The 18973-nt window shown below is 68.8% G+C and carries 18 protein-coding genes and 1 tRNA gene; 10 read left to right on the top strand and 9 right to left on the bottom strand.

Translation table 11 applies throughout. The features are described from left to right. Positions 1 to 327: 327 nt before the first annotated feature. On the top strand, positions 328 to 474 hold the full coding sequence (locus tag F8566_RS52720; RefSeq protein WP_318836452.1) for a hypothetical protein: 147 nt from the start codon (positions 328 to 330) through the stop codon (positions 472 to 474). A 151-nt stretch (positions 475 to 625) separates the two neighbouring features. On the opposite strand, the gene F8566_RS32940 is transcribed toward F8566_RS52720, so the two are convergent. Beyond that, a tRNA-Arg gene (locus tag F8566_RS32940) sits at positions 626 to 698 on the bottom strand. 581 nt (positions 699 to 1279) lie between these two features. Here F8566_RS32940 and F8566_RS32935 point away from each other — a divergent pair. Continuing rightward, complete coding sequence (locus F8566_RS32935) at positions 1280 to 2308, top strand: D-alanyl-D-alanine carboxypeptidase family protein (protein WP_151565752.1); 1029 nt, start codon at positions 1280 to 1282, stop codon at positions 2306 to 2308. Here F8566_RS32935 and F8566_RS32930 read toward each other — a convergent pair. The 5 genes from F8566_RS32930 to F8566_RS32910 all read right to left on the bottom strand — a co-directional run bounded on the left by F8566_RS32930 (position 2305) and on the right by F8566_RS32910 (position 7288). Then, the gene (locus tag F8566_RS32930; protein WP_151565751.1) at positions 2305 to 2721 is read right to left on the bottom strand and encodes an MscL family protein; all 417 of its coding nucleotides are present in this window, start codon (positions 2719 to 2721) and stop codon (positions 2305 to 2307) included. The two genes, F8566_RS32935 and F8566_RS32930, sit on opposite strands and share 4 nt — an antisense overlap. Positions 2722 to 3133: 412 nt before the next feature. Next, entirely contained in the window at positions 3134 to 3535 is a 402-nt protein-coding gene (mscL, locus tag F8566_RS32925) for a large conductance mechanosensitive channel protein MscL (RefSeq protein ID WP_151565750.1), read from the bottom strand. 35 nt (positions 3536 to 3570) lie between these two features. After that, on the bottom strand, positions 3571 to 4182 hold the full coding sequence (cpaB, locus tag F8566_RS32920; RefSeq protein ID WP_151565749.1) for a Flp pilus assembly protein CpaB: 612 nt from the start codon (positions 4180 to 4182) through the stop codon (positions 3571 to 3573). Then, on the bottom strand, positions 4179 to 5003 hold the full coding sequence (locus F8566_RS32915) for an S-methyl-5'-thioadenosine phosphorylase (RefSeq protein ID WP_151565748.1): 825 nt from the start codon (positions 5001 to 5003) through the stop codon (positions 4179 to 4181). Before F8566_RS32915 ends, cpaB begins: the two co-directional genes overlap by 4 nt. Positions 5004 to 5224: 221 nt before the next feature. Beyond that, on the bottom strand, positions 5225 to 7288 hold the full coding sequence (locus F8566_RS32910) for an MMPL family transporter (RefSeq protein WP_225993720.1): 2064 nt from the start codon (positions 7286 to 7288) through the stop codon (positions 5225 to 5227). Positions 7289 to 8599: 1311 nt separating this feature from the next. Here F8566_RS32910 and F8566_RS52715 point away from each other — a divergent pair. Further along, on the top strand, positions 8600 to 8800 hold the full coding sequence (locus F8566_RS52715) for a hypothetical protein (protein ID WP_318836454.1): 201 nt from the start codon (positions 8600 to 8602) through the stop codon (positions 8798 to 8800). 353 nt (positions 8801 to 9153) lie between these two features. Here the strand turns inward: F8566_RS52715 and F8566_RS32900 are convergent, their stop codons facing one another. From F8566_RS32900 to F8566_RS32890, 3 genes are all read right to left on the bottom strand, one after another. After that, complete coding sequence (locus F8566_RS32900) at positions 9154 to 10641, bottom strand: potassium/proton antiporter (protein ID WP_151565745.1); 1488 nt, start codon at positions 10639 to 10641, stop codon at positions 9154 to 9156. A 114-nt stretch (positions 10642 to 10755) separates the two neighbouring features. After that, positions 10756 to 11757 (bottom strand): NAD(P)-dependent oxidoreductase, encoded by a 1002-nt coding sequence (locus tag F8566_RS32895; RefSeq protein ID WP_151565744.1) that lies wholly within the window; start codon positions 11755 to 11757, stop codon positions 10756 to 10758. 60 nt (positions 11758 to 11817) lie between these two features. Continuing rightward, complete coding sequence (locus F8566_RS32890) at positions 11818 to 12387, bottom strand: 5-formyltetrahydrofolate cyclo-ligase (protein WP_151565743.1); 570 nt, start codon at positions 12385 to 12387, stop codon at positions 11818 to 11820. 15 nt (positions 12388 to 12402) lie between these two features. Between F8566_RS32890 and F8566_RS50275 the strand changes: the two genes are divergently transcribed. From F8566_RS50275 to F8566_RS32860, 7 genes are all read left to right on the top strand, one after another. After that, positions 12403 to 12549, top strand: coding sequence for a hypothetical protein (locus tag F8566_RS50275; RefSeq protein WP_192809977.1), 147 nt, complete (start codon positions 12403 to 12405; stop codon positions 12547 to 12549). Between the two features lie 75 nt (positions 12550 to 12624). Then, a complete protein-coding gene (gene galU, locus F8566_RS32885; protein WP_151565742.1) occupies positions 12625 to 13533 on the top strand; it encodes a UTP--glucose-1-phosphate uridylyltransferase GalU in 909 nt (302 codons plus the stop codon). 113 nt (positions 13534 to 13646) lie between these two features. After that, on the top strand, positions 13647 to 14870 hold the full coding sequence (gene glp, locus F8566_RS32880) for a molybdotransferase-like divisome protein Glp (protein WP_151565741.1): 1224 nt from the start codon (positions 13647 to 13649) through the stop codon (positions 14868 to 14870). Between the two features lie 5 nt (positions 14871 to 14875). Beyond that, positions 14876 to 15364 (top strand): cyclic pyranopterin monophosphate synthase MoaC, encoded by a 489-nt coding sequence (moaC, locus tag F8566_RS32875; RefSeq protein WP_151565800.1) that lies wholly within the window; start codon positions 14876 to 14878, stop codon positions 15362 to 15364. A gap of 55 nt (positions 15365 to 15419) precedes the next feature. Continuing rightward, on the top strand, positions 15420 to 15932 hold the full coding sequence (locus tag F8566_RS32870; protein ID WP_151565740.1) for a MogA/MoaB family molybdenum cofactor biosynthesis protein: 513 nt from the start codon (positions 15420 to 15422) through the stop codon (positions 15930 to 15932). 573 nt (positions 15933 to 16505) lie between these two features. After that, entirely contained in the window at positions 16506 to 17954 is a 1449-nt protein-coding gene (gene nagA / locus F8566_RS32865) for an N-acetylglucosamine-6-phosphate deacetylase (RefSeq protein ID WP_151565739.1), read from the top strand. Positions 17955 to 18116: 162 nt separating this feature from the next. Continuing rightward, complete coding sequence (locus tag F8566_RS32860; RefSeq protein ID WP_192809976.1) at positions 18117 to 18755, top strand: GNAT family N-acetyltransferase; 639 nt, start codon at positions 18117 to 18119, stop codon at positions 18753 to 18755. Positions 18756 to 18973 lie beyond the last annotated feature (218 nt).

Here is an 18973-nt window from a genome sequence, read left to right as displayed (position 1 = left end):
TGAGCCCCAAACGGGGTTGATCTTGTGTTGAGTTGCCTGGTCGTTGGAATCCCGTGACGGCTGCCCTCTGGTGACAAGCTATTAGACCGTGGCGGCCTTGTTCGTCTTGATGATGAGGCCGCGGATCATACCGACTAGGCGATCGGTGCCGTACCGCCCGGTGTACTGCGATGCGCCAGCGCCTACGGCGTGCGTGGGGGGAGAGTTGTCCAACATCACCTACCGTCGCGCGTGGCGAAAGGCCCGGAAAGACGTACTTTCGGCTGCTCAGGTGGCGTCGTCGCTGGCCGAACGGCCCTATGACCTGCGCCATGCGTGCGTGTCCACATGGCTGAATGCGGGCGTGCCGGCGCCCCAGATCCCGAATGGGCCGACCACAGTGTCGAGGTGCTGCTCAAGGTCTACGCCAAGTGCATCGTGGGCCAGGACGAGGTCGCCAAACGCCGCATCACCGACGCACTCAACGATCAGTAGGGCCCTGCCCGGCAAGCCCGGTCCCGTGGGACCGTATTGGGACCGATCAACCGCAGTCGCCCGCACACGACCGCATGGAGCTGCACACACGACTAAGCCCCTGACCGGCGTTCGTGCTGGTCAGGGGCTTTTTTCGTGTGGTCAGACTGGGCGCCCCCGGCAGGATTCGAACCTGCGACACCCGCTTTAGGAGAGCGGTGCTCTATCCCCTGAGCTACGGAGGCATGCCGTTGCTTGCCGGAAGAGCCTAGCGGACGGCACGTACAGGGTAGAGGAACCGGGGCCCCGATCGCTCCTCTTATGAGGTGCTATAGGCCGGAGCGGGGTCGGATCGGTACGCTACGTTGCCGTGACGGGACGCCATCGAGGAGACCTATCGGCTCTGAAGCGTGCCTCGTGGTGGGTGCTCGCTGTTGTTGCGATCGTTGGCGTTGGGCTTGTCGTGGGCATCGTGGTGCGGAGCGGTGGTGCGGAGGAGCCGGAGCGGCCTCAGGTCGCGGCGCCGGTCAGGCCGACGCCGTCGGTGGCTGATCCGACGTATCGGGAGTACGTGCCGCCACGGCCCGTGAAGACGCGGGCACCACAGGTGCGCAGGGCGCCTCGGCCGAAGGTCACTCCGAGCCGGCGGCCGTCTCGGCCGCCGGTGGTGCGGCGGTGCCCGCAGGGATGGGCCGAGGTCCCGTTCCTTCGCAGGTGGTGCCAGCGGCACGGGTACGACGTCCGGTGAGGCCAGATCCGCTCAAGTCACTCAGAAACCTGTAGTAGCGTGCCTGCGGACTGCTCTCAGGGCATCAGGAGGAAAGAATTGCCAACCCCTCGGTCGGCGGGGCTGACCGCGGTTTTCCTGGTGATGACGACGCTGGGCGCGCCCGTGGCGCAGGCCGCGGTCAGGGACCCCCTTGAGGCACTCCAGCGACAGGCTTCTGCGGCTCGTACGCAGTTGGAGAAGGCCACCAAGCAGATGGAGAGCCGTAAGAAGGATTTGGCACGCTCCCAGGACAAGCTTCGCGTCACCCTGAAGGACCTTGGCAAGGCAGAGGCGGAGCTCAACCGCATCCGCGAGCCCCTGGCAAGGCTGGCGAACGCCTCCTATCAGCAGCCGGGCGCCGCTGGGACGATGGCGATTTTCGGGGCTGGGAATCTGGATGACGCTCTGCGGGCGACTGCGGATGTCACGCATATGGCGAACGGGCAGGACGCGCTGGTACGGAAGGCCGACGAACTGCAGAGTCGCAGGTCCCGGTTGACGTCAGAGGCGCAGGAACTGCAGTCGAAGAACGCGGTCGAGCAGACACGGTTGCAGCAGGAGATCGACGGGCTCAAGAACAAGTCGGCGCAGCTCACCAAGCAACTGACGTCGATGCTCAACCGGATGCGGATCGACCGTGACCGGCGCCTGGAGCTGGGCTGTGACAAGGGCCTGGCCAAGAACGCGCGGAAGTTCCCGAACGGGCTGATCCCCAGCAAGTACCTGTGCCCGCTGCCGCAGAAGGGCGAGCAGCTCCGGGCGGATGCGGCCCTGGGGTTCTACAAGCTGAACTCCGCGTACAAGAGACGTTTCGGCCGCGACATATGCGTGACCGACTCGTACCGGAGCTTGGCTGACCAGAACCGCGTGTACGGGCAGCGGCCCGGGTTTGCCGCCGTTCCGGGCACGAGCAATCACGGGCGCGGCCAGGCGGTCGACCTGTGCGGCGGCGTGCAGAACTCGGGCTCCACCCAGTTCAACTGGATGGAGGCCAATTCGAAGAAGTACGGGTGGCTGCATCCGTCGTGGGCGTACTCCAACCCGTTCGAACCGTGGCACTGGGAGTACGGCACCGAGGAGGACTAGGTGGCCGGCGCCTCGGTGGCGGGCACGACCTCGACGGTGCAGTAGCGGCATCGGCGGGCCTTCACCGGGATGTCGCTGAGACACTGCGGGCACTCGCGTTCGGTGACCTCCTTGTGCCGGTCCAGGCGTTCGATGAGCCTGGTGGTCGGCAGGACGACGATGAAATAGACGATCAGGGCGGTCATGATGAACGCGATCGCCGAGGTGAGGAACACCCCGTACGGGAACCTCGTCCCGTCGATCGTGACTGCCAGCCGCGTGTAGTCGGGCTTGCCGCCGAGCAGAGAGATCAGCGGCGCGATGAACGCCGTCGCGAAGTCCTTCACAAGGCTTGCGAACGCGGCGCCCACGACGAACGCGACCGCGAGTTCGACGAGGTTGCCGCGGATCAGGAACTTCTTGAAGCCACCCATGGAGAGCTCCTGCGTAGGGGGAGTCGTTCAAACCGCCCGTACCCACCCGCGACTTCTTTATTGATCAGGTGGGGCGCCCCCCGGACTGCTCGACCAGGCGATCCGGCTCGCCTGGCTGCGGCCCGGCGCGATGACGTTGGCGTCCATTCGGTTTGGCATGAGGGCGCCCATCGTGTGACGGCGGGGCACTGGCGGCTGGTCGCAGGGGACGGCGCCAGTGGCGATTGTGGCGGCGGAGGCATGCGGTTGGGAGCACGTTCGTGTACCTGAATGTGCGGCCGACCCCAGGACGTTTGGCCCGTCACCGGATGACGATTCGGTTGCCTGCGGAGATGAAGGACTCAGGGTGGCAGGCGACGAGGCGGCGTTCGCCGACCACGCACATGTGGGTCGGTCAGGATGCGTTGGGCGGTCAGGGGGTGGTGGCGAGCTCTGTTGTGCAGAACTTGCAGCGGGTGGCTCTGATGGGTATCTCGCTCAGGCAGGCCGGGCAGTCGCGTTCGGTGGCCTCCTTGTTGCGGTTCATTCGGATCAGGAGGGCGGCGACCGGCTGCACGACCAGGAAGTAGACGACGGCCGCGATGATCAGGAACGAGATCAGGGCGTTCAGGAAGACGCCGTAGGTGAACTTCGAGCCGTTCACCGTGAAGTAGAGCGAGGCGAAGTCGGGCTTGCCGCCGACAGCGGCGATCAGCGGGGTGATGAACGAGGACACCAGCGCGGTCACGAGGGCGCCGAACGCGGTGCCGATGACCACCGCCACGGCCAACTCGACGAGATTGCCGCGCAGAAGAAACTTCTTGAAGCCGTCCATGGGAATCCTGTGTTCGATCTACTACTGACTGTCAGCTATCCCACGATAGTGAGCGACAATCTTGATCGGGTGGAGGCCGCGACGAGCGCTGACGCTTGTCGGCTTGACGTTGCGACTACGACCACGGCTCCCTGATCTGGCGTCTCCGGTGGGGGCAGTGCGAGCACCGTTACGCCGGTGACTATCAGGCGTGCCCATGGAGGGCCGGCGTTTTCTGATAGAGGGCCGGTGGCCTCTGAGGGCGTGGCGAGGACATCGATGCGGTCGCCGGTCCGGAGCAGGCGCACGGCGGCCGCGTCGGCGATCCGGATCGGCGTCGCCACGGTGCCCGGTGGCTGGCCTCGCAAGAGGCCGGGGCTCATCAGACGGGCGTCGGTCAACGGCTCGCCGCGCCGGACCGGGCCGGCCAGCAACCGGCCTGTGGCGGGACCGCGCAGGGCTCCCTCGGGCACCAGTCCGGCGGGCAGCGCGATGGTGTGAAGGTCGCCCGGCCGGAGAGCCGAGCCCCCTGGCAGGTCGCGGGTGGCGGCGACCACCGTGACCGAGGGCGGCGGGCCGGGCCTGAGCGCGAGCAACGCCAACCCGGTGGCGGCCGCCGCGGACAACGCCGCCAGCGGCCGCCGCCATCGTGCTAACCACCCGGTCATGGGAGCTCTAGGGGGAGGGTCATGCCGTCCAGGGTGCGGGCGCAGGGGCAGGTGCGGTCGGCGGGCAGAGAGCTGACCACGTCGGAGACCACGGCGCGGAGGCGGTCGATGTTCTGGGCGAAGACACGGTAGACCTCCTCCATCGTGACGCCCTCGCCCTCCTCGATGCCGGCGTCGAGATCGGTGACCAGACAGAGAGGCGTGTAACAGAGGGCCAGCTCACGGGCCAGGACGGCCTCCGGGTGGCCGGTCATGCCGACCAGCGTCCAGCCCTGCGCCGCGTACCACCGCGACTCGGCGCGCGTGGAGAAGCGCGGGCCCTCGATGACCACCAGAGTGCCGCCGTCGACCGGCTCCCACTCGGCCTTGCGCGCGGTCTCCACGGCGACGGTGCGGCCGACGGGGCAGTAGGGATCGGCGAACGAGACGTGGATCGCGGCGTTCTCGTCGTAGTAGGTCTGCGCGCGGCCGGACGTGCGGTCGACGAACTGGTCGGGCACGGCCAGCGTCCCCGGGCCGTAGGCGGGGGTCAGCGAGCCGACTGCGCTGGGGGCGAGGACTTGGCGGACGCCGAGGGAGCGCAGCGCCCACAGGTTGGCCCGGTAAGGGATCTTGTGCGGTGGATAGCGGTGGTCGCGGCCGTGGCGGGGCACGAACGCGACGCGCCGGCCGCCGAGGTCGCCGATCGCGATCCGGTCGCTGGGCAGGCCGTAGGGCGTGTCGACCTGCACTTCCTCAATGTCGTCGAGGAACGAGTAGAACCCGGAACCGCCGATCACACCGATCTCGGCGGCGGGGAGGGATGCGGAAGGCGTTGTCATGCCGCTGACATTAACCACCGAATGGAGGTGCCCGAGAGGCCTGCTCACATCTGTGGATAACTTCGGCTCCGGACACGGCGAAGGGGCCCGGCGGGGGGTGCCGGGCCCCTTCTCGTGGGGGGTTGGGGGTGTTAGCGGTGTGCACTGGGCGGCCCGCCGGGGCCTCGGTCGGCCGGTTGGCGTTCAGCCGACCGGCCGACCGCCAACCGGCGGCCGATCGGTTAGCCGATCGGGTCTAGGACCTTGGGCGGTTCGGGCGCGGAGGCCTTGGTGGGCGGTGCCTGCTTGGCGAGGCGGCCCGGGGTCCAGATGCGGCGGCCGAGGTCGAACGACAGCGCGGGCAGCAAGAGCGACCGCACGATGATCGTGTCGAGCAGGACTCCGAAGGCGACCACGAAGCCCATCTCGGCCATCGAGACCAGCGGCAGGGTGGCCAGCGCGGCGAACGTGGCCGCCAGCACCAGCCCGGCCGAGGTGATGACGCCGCCGGTGACGGTGAGGCCGCGCAGGACGCCGCGGCGGGTGCCGAGGTGCTGCGACTCCTCCCGGACGCGGTGCATCAGGAAGATGTTGTAGTCCACGCCGAGGGCCACCAGGAAGATGAACGCCAGCAGCGGGAATCCGGCATCGGTGCCCTCGAACCCGAACGCGTGCTTGAAGATCAGCGCGCAGGCGCCCAGCGAGGCGAGGAACGACAGCACCACGGTGGCCATCATCAGCAGCGGTGCGACCAGAGCCCGGAGGAGGGCCACCAGGATCAGGAAGACCACGGCCAGCACGATCGGGATGATCACCTTGTTGTCGCGGGCGGAGGCCCGCTGGATGTCCAGGTTGGTGGCGGTCATGCCGCCTACCTGGGCGTCGGCGCCAGGCACCCCGTGGACGGTGTCACGTAGCCGGTCGATGGTGTTCTGCGCGGCCTTGCTGTCGGCCGAGTCCTTGAGCGTCGCCTCGTACTGCACCAGCCCGTTCGCGGTGACGGGCTTGCTCAGTTCGGCGACACCGGGCGTTCCGGAGATCGCACGGGCCACCTGGTCGGAGGCGGAGGCCTTGGTGATGATCACGGCCGGCGCGCCGGAGCCGGCGGGGAAGTGCCGGGAGACCGCCTCGGCGCCGACGATCGAGTCGGGCTTGTCGACGAACTGGCCGGCGTCCGAGAGCCCGTCGGCCTTGAGCGAGCCGAGGCCGAGGGTCATGGCGACCAGGCCGATCGAGGTGACTGCCCAGAGGAGACGGGGCTTGGCGCTGACGAGCCGGGCCACCTTGCTCCAGATGCCGTGCTCCTTGTCGTACGACTCGGGGTCGAGGTACTTCACGTCGTAGCGCGGCACGAGCGGCCAGAAGAGCCAGCGGCCGAAGATGACCAGCAGCGCGGGCAGGAGGGTGGTCATGGCGGCCAGGGCGGTGATGACACCGGCCGCGGCGACCGGGCCCATCCCCTTGGTGGAGTTCATGTCGGCGACGAGCAGGCACAGCAGGCCGACCGCGACGGTGGCGGCAGAGGCGATGATGGCGGGCCCGGCACGGTGCAGTGCGAACGCCATGGCCTCGTGGCGGTCCTCGTGGCGGTGCAGCTCTTCGCGGTAGCGGGCCACCAGCAGGAGCGCGTAGTCGGTGGCGACTCCGAAGACGAGAACGGTGAGGATGCCCGCGCTCTGCCCGTTCACGGTCACGCCGCCGTTCTTGGCCAGCAGGTAGACCACGGACTGCGCCAGGCCGAGCGCGAAGACGGCGCTCAGGACGGGGACGAACCACAGCACCGGGCTGCGGTAGATGATCAGCAGCAGCACGATCACGACGAGGCCGGCGGCCATCAGCAGGAAGCCGTCGATCGTTTCGAACACCTTGAACATGTCGGCGCCGGCGCCCGCGGGACCGGTGACGTGCGCGTCCAGTCCGGGCGGACCGCGCTTGGACAGGTCGCGTGCGTCCTCAACGGCCTTGGTGACGTCGACGTCGGTCAGCGGAACGAGGGTCTGCAGTGCCTTGCCGTCCTTCGATGGGAACGGGCCCTGCACGCCCTGCGCACCTGGCAGTTTGCCGAAGGTGGCCGTGTCGGCCTTGGCCTTGGCCGTGTCCGCCGCCGTGATGGAACCGCCAGAACGTTCGTAGACGATGACAGCGAGCATCGTCTCGTCCTTGCGGAACTGCTCCTGCAGCTTGACGACCTGGGTGGACTCGGCGCTCTTGGGCAACCAGCTCGCCGCGTCGTTCTTCTCTACGTCGCCCAGCTTGCCGGCGAGCGGTCCAAGGGCCACCAGTGCGATGACCCAGAGGGCCAGCACCGCCCATTTAGTGCGTCTGCCGGATATCAGGCTTGCGAGTCGGTAAGCCCAACCCGTGGGGGGAGCCTGGCTCGGTGCACTCATTGTTCCTCTCCTACCTAAGCGCTCGTCGAGATATGTCGCGTCGATCCAGATTGTCTCTATGTTGGAGACTTGTCAAGTAGTATCTCGACTTCGTCCCATCACCCTGCAGCGTCCATGTCAGAGTCCGTGGCGAAGGGTCCAGACCGGAATCAGGGAGCGCCCCGAGTCGGCCCTGGCCCGTCCCTGATGGCCCGTCGGGGTGTTCCTCCGCCACCGATCGGCTGCTCATCACCACGTTCATCGCCATGACCTGATGCTCGCCGGACGGTTGCCGGACGCGCGTCGGGCTCGAGAGGTGACCGGGGCTACATCTTTGGAGTGAACGGGCCGATCCGGTCTACGCCCGGTGAGGTATGGGCAGGTCGAACGCTCGGCCGCAAGGAGGGTGGGGTCGTCCTGCGGGCGGAGGGTCACGTCGCCGCAGGCACCAGGGTGGATGAAAAGCGGTCGCAGAGCCGCTCCGTCGTGACGGGCCATGACCGCTGTAAGGATCACCTGGTCGCTCCTGGGGAAGCGGCGCACATCGGCGGACGGCGGTCAGCGGCACTGCGGCTGACCAGCGGTTATGCGATGGGGATCGATGTTGGGGGCCTGGCGGTGGAGGGGCCCGGATGTGTCCGTGGCACGCCCTGCTCACCGACTTCCCCGCTCATGTAGGCCGGGACCGCACCTGTACACCTTGCGGCGCATCCTCCGGAGGTTGGCTGATGCCGCAGGCTCCGCCTTAGGTAACACGGGGGCGCGACGGCGAACGGCACGCTCAGGCGCAGCCCCCGACTCGCCGACCTCGACCGCGTGGCAACCGGAGGTCGGAGGAGGTCTGGCTTGCCGAGCTTTGCCGCGCGGCCGACCGGAGGTCGGAAGAGGGCACGGAACGGGCTTCCTGCCGGTCATGCTGGACAACGGCGCGCTGCGCACCGAGGACTGGCTGCTCTTAGAAACCGCGTCGGCATCGAATGGCTGCCAGCAGGGTCTACCCGACCCAGCGCGCGCCGTACGCGTTGTGCAGCCCTAGGAGCAAGCGGCACCCCATATGCGTCGTGCCCGTATGCATCGCGCAGGCGTACGGGGGCCTAGGGCATCCTTACTCCGCGGTCGGCGACACCGTCCGTCTCAGCCCGGCCGACCGAGTTTGGGGACGCCGAAGAGGGCCATCGCCGCTATCCGCTGGCTGGCGGACCTGGCCATGGCCCTCTGAACGTTGTGGATCTCGTTCAGGCGACCTTGGTGCTCGAGCTGCTCCCGGAGCCGCTCGACGACCCGCTGGAACTGCCGGAGCCGCTGGAACCGTTGGACGAGGAGGAATCGCTGCTCGACGAGCTCGTGGTGTCCGACGTCGATTCCGACTTGCCGGACGAGCCGTTGGACGAAGCACCGGCGCCCACGGTGGACGACGACTTGCCGGAGCCCCTGCTGTCGGTCCGGTAGAAACCGCTGCCCTTGAAGATGATGCCGGCGGCGGAGAAGACCTTTCGCAGATTCCCGCTGCAGCTCGGGCACTCGGTCAGCGCGTCGTCGCTGAACTTCTGCACGACCTCGAGAGGCTCGCCGCACTCGGTGCAAACGTACTGATACGTCGGCACGGTTCCTCCTCGCTGACACAGCCCCAGGGTGGGGCTGGCACTCCTCTAGAACGACTGCTAATGGTACCCATGACTGGAACACGATTCGCCCTCGGCATATTTCCACGGCGTATCCCACGGCCGGGTGGGGCCATCCCTGGCCGGTTCCGTTGCCCCGCTCCGTCTCGGCTTGCTGCTCGGCCTTGCCAGAGAGGCTGGTCAGTGGCCGGTTTCGCCGAACCAGCCGGCCAGTTTGCCTCGGCGGCTCACGGCGCGGAGGCGGCGTTCGGCGGCGTCGCGGACCTCGGCGGTGCTGACGACGAGGAGCGTGTCGCCCGCGCGGAGGGTGGTGGTCGGCTCCGGGACGAAACTGCTCCCATCCCGGACGATCAAGGTGACCAGGGCGCCGGCGGGGAGGCGAAGCTCGAAGATCTCGACTCCGTTCAGCCGGGAGTCCGCCGGGATCCGGACCTCCAGCAGATCGGCGTGCAGCTCTTCCAGCGGCGCCGCTTCCACGTCGAGCTCGCGGGCCTGCTCGTCGCTCTTGAGGCCGCACCAGCGCGCCACCAGCGGCAGGGTCGGCCCCTGGAGGATGGTGAAGACCACCACGATGTTGAAGACGATGGCGAAGAGCCGTTCCGAGTCCGAAACCTCCTCCACCATGGGGATCGTGGTGAGAACGATGGGCACCGCGCCGCGCAGGCCGGCCCACGAGGCGAAGATCTTCTCGCCCCAGCTGAGTTTGAAGCCGATCGTGGACAGCACGACCGAAAGCGGCCGCGCGATCAGGAGCAGGACGAAGCCGATCAGGAGCGCGGGCACGATCTGCCCAGGCAACTCGCTGGGGGAGGCCAGCAGACCCAACATCACGAACAGCCCGATCTGGGCCAGCCAGGCGATGCCCTCCGCGAAGCCGCGCGTGGCGGGGCGGTGGGGAAGGCGCGAGTTGCCCAGCACCAGCGCGCTGACGTACACGGCGAGGAATCCGCTGGAGTGCAACAACGCCGCCGCGCCGTACGAGCCGACCGCCAGTGACAGCACCGCGATCGGGTAGAGGCCGGAGGCGGGCAGGGCCACCCGGCGCAGCGCGTACGCGCCCAGCCAGCCGATCGCGATGCCGATCAGGCCACCCGCGATCAGTTCGTAGATCATGACCCCGGCGAGCTCCAGCAGGTTGGGCATGCCTGCCTGGGTCGTGCTGAGCGTGATGACGACGATGACGACGGGCGCGTCGTTGAAGCCCGACTCGGCCTCCAGCAGCCCGCTCAGCCGGGACGGCAACGGCAGCCTGCGCAGCACTGAGAACACCGCCGCGGCGTCCGTCGGTGCGAGCACGGCGGCCAGCAGGAAGGCCAACTGCCATTCCAGGCCGATCAGCCAGGCGGCGGCGACCGCCACCACGAGGATGCTGATCAGCGTCCCGAGGGTGGAGACCGCCAGGGCGGCCGGGGCCGACGGCCGTACGTTGCGCCAGCTGGTGGTGATGCCGCCCTCGGCCAGGATCAGAACGAGGGCGGCAAAGCCAAGTGTCTCGGCGACCATCGCGTTGTCGAACTGGATGTGCAGGGGGCCGGCCTCGCCGATGAACAGGCCGAGCCCCATGTAGGCGAGCAGCGACGGAAGGCCCGCCTGATGGGAGAGACGGACCGCGATGATGGCACACAGTACGAGGGTGGCCCCGAAGAGTAGCCAGAGGTCGAGCTGCACATCCCACCCTTCGGGGTCGCGGAAGCCTGATCGTTAAGAGATCCTACATATTCGTATACGGATCACCTATTTGCGACTGACCGTTCGCGGTCCCGAAGGGGCGGGGAGAGTGAATCAGCGGCGCTTGACCTGCGGGTTCACGCCGTTCACGACGTTCGTCACCGGATGACCGGAGACCGCGGCGGCGACGTTGTCCTTGACCATCGTCACCAGCTTGATCTGGGACATCGAGGTTCCGCCCGCCGTGTGCGGCGACACCAGAACGTTCTCGTGCGTACGGAGGGGGTGGTCGGCGGGAGGCGGTTCCTGCTCGAAGACGTCGAGCGCGGCCCCGGCCAGGTGTCCCGATTCGAGGGCGGCGAGCACGTCGGCGTCCGGTGCGATCCCGCCGCGGCCCACGTTCACCAGCAGGGCGTCGGGCGGTAGCAACGCGAGCTTCTCCGCGTTCAGCAGCCCGGTGGTCTCCGGCGTGAGCGGTACCGCGATCACGAGGATGTCGGAGTTCGCCAGCAGATCGTCGAACTCGCGGTACGTGGCGGACGCCTCGGGGCGGCGGCGCCGGGACCAGTAGGACACCGGGCTGCCGAGCAACCCGAACAGCCGGGCGGCCTCCTCGCCGATCGGCCCGTACCCGATGATCCCGACCCGCTGCGTGTGGATCTCCCGCGGGCCGCGGGCGAGCAGTTCCATCTGCGGCCACCCGCCCGCCCGGACCAGCCGGTCACCCAGGACCAGCTGCCGGCAGAGCGCGAACGCGGCGCCGACCGCCCATTCCGCCACGGCCCGCGCGTTGAACCCGGCAGCGTTGGCCGCGGGGACCTCGGCGGCGGCGAGAGCGCCGAGGTCGAGGCTGTCCGTCCCGACCGACGGCATCTGCACGAACGCGAGGCGGGGGGCGGCCGCCACGGCGTCGGCGTCGAGCGCCAGCTGACCGGTGAAGTCCCCGATGATCAGCTCGGCCGTCGGAAGCGCGGCGTGGAGCCCGGCCTTGTCACGGGTCTCCGGAAAGGTGATCTCCACCGCGTCGCCGAGCGGGGCGAACAACCCGCGGACCAGATCATGGTCGAGCGGAGGCAGGGAAAGGATCCGCCACGGCGTCGGCGTCGGCGTCGTCATGTCGTACCTCCAGGCGGCGTTCGGCCGACCGCGGGCGGGCTGGCCGTGATCTTGTTCGGGTCAGCGTAGGGGCCACTGGGGGAATCGGAGTAGCCCGCCTTCAGGGGTCACCACGGCGCGGACGCGCCGGTCGTGCGGCTCGGCGGGAACCTCGTCCACCAGTTCCGCGTCGTACACCAGGCCGACGGTGAGGATCGCCGGGCCGACCCTGGCCAGGGCACGGTCGTACGAGCCTCCGCCACGGCCAAGGCGAAGCCCCGTGCGGTCGATCGCCACAGCCGGGACGAGCACCACGTCGGCGCTGGCCACGGCCTCCGGGCCGCGAGGCGGCTCGGCCGGTTCCAGCAGGCCCATCGGGCCGGGGACGAGCGAGTCGGGGCCCTCGTACGACGCCCAGTCCAGGTCGCCGTCCGGCAGCAGCCGGGGCAGGAGGACGTACGCCCCGCGCTTCCACAACCCGAAGATCAGCCCACGGGTGTCGGGCTCGGCGCCGAACGAGACGTACGCGGCGATCGTGCCGCCCATCTCCAGCTCTGGCGCCGAAAGCAGGGCATCCCGCATCGAACGGGACGCGGCGGCGCGTTCGTCGGGGCCCATTTCTCCCCGAGCGGCAAGCAACAAGCGCCGCAACTCCCGCTTAGCAACATGCGCAGCACCCTCGGAACCCCCCTGCGCAACGCCCTGCGCGGCCTCCTGCGCGGCCTCCTGCGCAGTGCCCTGTGCGGCGGGCTCTGCAGGCTGGGCGGCGGGCTCTTCTGGGGGCGTGCCAGGCTCGGTCACGCTTTTCGCTGAGTTCGTTATGGAGATTTCAGCCTCCTGCTCAGGGTGCTGCACGTTTTGCTCGCTCTCGATGGCTAGGGTCTCTGCATGGCCGACTTCGCACCTGTACTAAAGGCGGTCGTCCCGGCGGCCGGTCTCGGTACCCGATTCTTGCCCGCCACCAAGGCGACTCCCAAGGAAATGTTGCCCATCGTCGACAAGCCGGCGATCCAGTACGTCGTCGAGGAGGCGGTCGCCGCCGGTCTCAACGACGTTCTGATGATCACTGGCCGGAGCAAGCGGTCCATCGAGGACCACTTCGACCGGGCCTACGAGCTGGAGGACGCGCTGCGCGCCAAGGGCGATGAGGATCGCCTGGCCGCCGTGCACGAGTCCAGCGACCTGGCGATCATGCACTACGTCCGGCAGGGCGAGCCGCGCGGCCTCGGGCACGCGGTGCACTGCGCCCGCCAGCACGTCGGCAACGAGCCGTTCGCCGTGCTGCTCGGCGACGACATGATCGACGCGCGGGACCAGCTGCTCACCCGGATGATCGAGGTCCGGCAGAAGCACGGCGGCAGCGTCGTGGCCCTGATGGAGGTCGAGCCGGACCAGGTGTCCGCGTACGGCTGCGCCGCCATCGAGGCGACCGACGAGCAGGACGTCGTCAAGATCACCGACCTGGTCGAGAAGCCGTCGGTGGAGGAGGCGCCGAGCAACTGGATCATCATCGGGCGGTACGTGTGCGACCCGGCGGTCTTCGACGTCCTGGAGAAGACCCCGCCCGGCCGCGGTGGCGAGATCCAGCTGACGGACGCCCTCCGCACCCTCGGTGACATGCCCGCCGACCAGGGCGGTGGCGTGTACGGGGTGAAGTTCCGGGGCCGCCGCTACGACACCGGCAACAAGCTGGAGTACCTGCGTACCGTCGTGCAGTTCGCGTCCGAGCGCTCTGACCTGGCGCCGGAGTTCATGCCGTGGCTGCGGGAGTTCGTGCGGCGGAACGACGGCGAGTAGCCGGTCCGGGTCGCGCGAGCTTCGGGGGAGAGTGCCATGGGGACGGTCAACGGCGTCATGAGGACGATCATGGACGTCATGGGGACGGTCAAGGGCGTCATGAGGACGGTCGCATGAGGACGGTCGACGAGCATCTGGCGGACATCCTGGCCAACGTGCCGGTGCTGCCGCCGCTCGACCTGGCGCTGCTGGAGGCGGCGGGCAGTGTGCTCGCCGAGCCGGTGACCGCGCCGGTGTCGCTGCCGCCCTTCGACAACTCCGCGATGGACGGGTACGCGGTGGTGTCGGCCGACGTCGCGAAGGCCTCGGAGGCCGAGCCGGCGGTGTTGCCAGTGATCGGTGACATCGCCGCTGGCGACTCCGGGGTGACCGCGATACGCCCTGGCCTGGCCGCCCGGATCATGACGGGCGCTCCGATGCCCGCCGGTGCCGACGCGGTCATCCCGGTCGAGTGGACGGACGGCGGCGCCGCGACCGTCCGGATCAACCGTTCCGCGCCGCCCGGCCACTACATCCGGCGGTCCGGCGAGGACGTTCGGGCAGGTGAGATCGTCGCGGGTCCGGGGACCCGGCTGGGCGCCGCCCAACTGGGCATGCTCGCGGCGGTCGGTCGTGCTCGCGCCGTCGTACGGCCCAAGCCGCGCGTCGTCGTGCTGTCCACGGGCAGCGAACTGCGGGAACCGGGCTCCGAGCTGGCGCCGGGGCAGATCTGGGACTCCAACAGCTTCATGCTCACCGCCGCGGTGATCGAGGCGGGCGGAGTCGGGTACCGGCAGACCATGGTCGAGGACGATCCGCGCAAGGTGCTGGAGACCCTGGAAGACCAGCTCATGCGTGCAGACGCCCTTGTCACGTCCGGCGGTGTGTCCATGGGCGTGCGTGACGTGGTCAAGGAGGTGCTGACAGGAGTCGGCACCGTGCAGTTCCACAAGGTGCGGATGCGGCCTGGCAAGCCCCAGGGGTTCGGCCTGTTGGAGGGCACACCCATCTTCACGCTGCCTGGCAACCCGGTCAGCGCGTACGTCTCGTTCCAGGTATTCGTCAGGCCAGCCCTACGCGCCATGCAGGGCCTGGCACCGGAACCACTGCCCACCGTTACCGCGGTACTGGCCGAGGACCTGAAGTCCCCGGCCGGGCTCACACACTTCCTGCGTGCGACCCTCGCGCATAACCGGGGTACACATATGCAGCAGAGTTACACCGTCACTCCGGCGGAGGGACAGGGATCCCATCAGTTGGCCGCGCTGTCGTCGGCGAACGCGCTCATCGTGTTGCCAGAGGACGCCGTGGACGTGCCCGCCGGTTCGCCTGTCGAGGTCTTGAGGTTGCCGTCATGAGCGCCATGGGTTCGGAGTTCACCGGTTTCACGCATCTGGACTCGTCGGGAGCGGCACGCATGGTCGACGTGTCGGCCAAGAACGTGTCGTCCCGTACCGCCACCGCCACGGGTTTCGTACGGCTGTCATCCAACTGCGTCGTCGCGCTGCGTTCCGGCGACGTGCCCAAGGGCGACGCGCTGTCGGTCGCGCGGATCGCTGGGATCATGGGCGCCAAGCGCACCCCCGACCTGGTGCCGCTCTGCCACCCGATCGCCCTCCACGGCGTCTCGGTCGACCTGGTGGTCCAGGACGGCGGCGTCGCGATCAGCGCGACCGTCCGTACCGCCGACCGCACCGGCGTGGAGATGGAGGCGCTGACCTCCGTCACCGTCGCAGGCCTGGCGCTGATCGACATGGTGAAGGCCATCGATCCGGCCGCGATGATCACCGACGTGCGGGTGGAGGAGAAGACCGGCGGCAAGACCGGCGTCTGGCGCCGCGGCGAGTCCTGAGCGCCCGCATGCCGAATACGCACCGAACCGGTCCGGACGGACCATGGAGGCGACGATGATCCGGACGATGGCCGTCACGGTGTCCAACCGGGCGGCGGCCGGCGTGTACGCCGACAAGTCCGGGCCGGTGCTCGTCGAGCTGCTGCAGAACCTCGGCTGCCAGGTGGACGGCCCGGTGGTGATCCCCGACGGCGATCCGGTCGCGGAGGTCCTGCGGGACGCCGTGGAGTCGGAGTACGACCTCGTCGTCACCACCGGCGGCACCGGGCTCACCCCCATGGACCTGACCCCCGAGATGACCCGCCGCGTGATCGAACGCGAGATACCGGGCATCGCCGAAGCCATCCGCATGCAGAGCCGCGACGCCGTCCCGACCGCCATACTGTCGCGCGGCCTGGCCGGAGTCGCCGGCCGCACGCTCATCGTCAACCTCCCCGGTTCCACAGGCGGCGTCCGCGACGGCATGGCCGTCCTGGCCCCGGTGCTCTACCACGCCATAGACCAGATAGGCGGCGGCGACCACCCCACCCCCGGCACCGGCGACCCACTCACCCCCCACACCCCCTGAGCACCAAACGCCGACACGCCCGCCGGCGTGCCGCCCTACCGCTCGGCGACGCCCTCCAAGATGGCCACCCGCTCCCGACACCCCCAACCTGGCCACCCGCTCCCGACCCCACACTCTGATCAGCAACACCTCCCGGCATGCCTGCCAACTCCGGCCGTCGGGCGCCTGATCGGGCTGGGTGGCGCGGCTGGGCAGGGTGGGTGTGCCGCCGTTGCTGCTACTCCGAGGCGTAGCGGGCTCTCTGGATTGCAGCGGCTGCACGGGGCTCACGCTCTGGGCGACGGCGCCGCCGCGTATGCAGATGAGCACCTGCTGCCGGGCCGACAGGTAGAAGGCGCGGCGAGACATCCCCTCAGGATGGTCTGGACATTCGGCGAGCGGCGTTGGCGGAGCTGTCCGCCCAGGTGACAGAGGGTGGACGGAACTATGATCGTGAGTGACCTGGACCCGCTGGCCGACCTGATCCGCATATAACGGCTCGCCGTCGAGATCGCTCGCAACTGCGGGCTGGATCCCGACACCCGCGCAACCTGACCCGGTCGGTCATCCTCGACGCCGAGGTGTGAACCTGCCATGACCGTCCTTGCCAATGCCCGTCTCGTTCTCCCGAACGCCGTCCAACACGGTTGGCTGCGCATCGACGACGGCCGGATTGTCGGCCTTGGCACAGGCGACCCTGCCCATGGCCCAGGCGATCCCGCCCTGAGTGCGGGTGCATCCGACCTCTGCACGGCCGCACCCGACTCCGGCAAGGCCGCACGCGACTTCAGCGCGGGCGCATCCGGCCGTGGCCCAGGCACGCCCGGCCGTCGCCAGGGCTCCTTCGACCTTGGCGCGGGCTCCTCCGGCCATGGCGCGGACTCCTCTCGCCTCGGCGCGGGCGCGTCCAGCAGTGGCCTGGGCTCCTCCAGCCTTGGCGGAGGCGATTCTGGCCGTGGCCCGGGTTCCCCCAGGGCTGGTGTGGGCGGCTCCGACCGCAGCGCGGATGGCTTCTCCTCACCCGACGAAGCCGATGTTCTGGACTTGGGCGGGCGGTACGTGGTGCCTGGATTCGTCGACATGCACTTGCATGGTGGCGCGGGACACTCGTACCAGAGCGGGCGGGCCGAGGACGCGCGGCAGGTCGTGAAGTTCCACCGTGCCCACGGCACGACGACCATGACCGCCGGGCTGGTCACCGGCAGCACGGACGAGATGATCAACGCGGTGTCGAGTCTGGCCGAGCTGGCCTCCGAGGGACTCATCGCGGGCATCCATCTTGAAGGCCCGTACATCGCGGTGGGCCGGTGCGGCGCCCACGAGCCCTCGCTGCTGCGCGACCCCGATCTCTCCGAGTTCCGGCGGCTGATCAAGGCGGGCGGCGGCCACGTCCGCATGATCACGTTGGCGCCCGAGCTGCCCGGTGGCCTGGATCTCGTACGAGCCGCCGTGGACGAGGGCGTCGTCGCCGCGATCGGGCACACGGACGGCACCGCGGCGCAGGTCAAGGAGGCGTTCGACGCGGGCGCGCGGGTGGCCACCCACCTGTTCAACGCGATGCGTCCCCTGCATCACCGCGAGGGCGGCCCCATCGTCGCCGCGCTGAACGATCCGCGGGTCACCGTCGAGCTGATCAACGACGGCGTGCACATCGACACCGAGGTCGCGCGCCTCACGTTCACCACCGCGGGCGCCGACCGCGTCGCCCTCATCACCGACTCGATGGCGGCGGCCGGGATGGGCGACGGTTCGTACACTCTGGGCGTCATGAACGTCGAGGTCAAGGACGGCCGCGCCATGCTCGCCGGCGGCACGTCCATCGCGGGCAGCACGATCACGATGGCCGACGGCTTCCGCCGCGCCGTCACGGTCGTGGGCGTGCCGATCGAGGACGCCGCCCGTTCGGCCGCGTTGATCCCGGCTCGCGCGCTCGGCCTGGACGACCGCATCGGCTCGCTGGAACCGGGCAAGAAGGCCGACCTCGTCGTGCTCAGCGACGACCTTGAGGTCGAAAAGGTCATGAAGGACGGCCGCTGGTCATGACCGCCCGCTGTCGTACTCCGTGCCACATGACGCTATTTCTCCGGGTCTGATGGCACATCATCGGTTTCGGGAGGGTGTCACCAGGCTCCGGACCTGCACTCCGGCAGAGTTGTCGGCGACAATTGATGGCGTCCGGATACTTCACCAGGGAATCATGGAGCTGTGGAACGACTGCGCGGATGGCCGGTCACCCTGTCCGAGGGCCCGGTTGGGCTGCGCCCACTGCGGCATCGGGACGCGGCAGTCTGGCGAGAGCTCCGGGTACGCAACGCCGAGTGGCTGCGGCCATGGGAGCCGACCAACCCCGAGACACCGCTGTTCCGCAGCGGCCTCGGTCCGTACCTCAGCATGGTGCACACCATGCGCCGGGAGGCGCGGCAAGGCCTCGCGCTGCCCTGGGTGGTCACCCACGAGGGCAAGTTCGCCGGTCAGTTGACCATCGGCGCGGTCGTCTGGGGTTCCGCCCGTTCGGCCCAGATCGGTTATTGGGTGGACCGCAACGTGGCGGGCCGAGGCGTCATCCCGACCGCCGTCGCCCTTGCCGTCGATCACTGTTTCTTCACGGTCGGACTCCACCGCGTCGAGGCGAATATCCGTCCGGAGAACACCGCCAGCCGCCGCGTGGTCGAAAAACTGGGATTCCGTGAAGAGGGAATTCGCCGCCGTCACCTTCACATCGACGGGGCCTGGCGTGACCACATCTGCTACGCCCTCACGGTCGAGGACGTACCGGGCGGCCTTCGCTCCCGCTGGCTGGCCAGCACCAAACAGGCATTTCCGCGTTCGTCCTCGTCGCCGTGACACTTGGGCCCGTGCTGACTTTCCAGTTTGTGCGGGTCGTAAGAATCCTGCGATCGAGAAGAGTTCGCAAACAGAGAGTAACCGCGAGATCGATCTCGCGACACACCGCCCCTTATGCTCGTCAACATCTAACAGTGACTCGTACCGTGCGGGTCGTGGCCCTGCTCCCAATGCACGTGCGCGCGCCGAAAGTCGGCCCGCCTGTTCAGCGTGCCCGG

Source organism: Actinomadura rudentiformis (genome assembly GCF_008923185.1).
Lineage (GTDB): Bacteria > Actinomycetota > Actinomycetes > Streptosporangiales > Streptosporangiaceae > Spirillospora > Spirillospora rudentiformis.
Note: the sequence above shows the minus strand (reverse complement) of the source record. Positions and strands in the feature narration are given on the sequence as shown.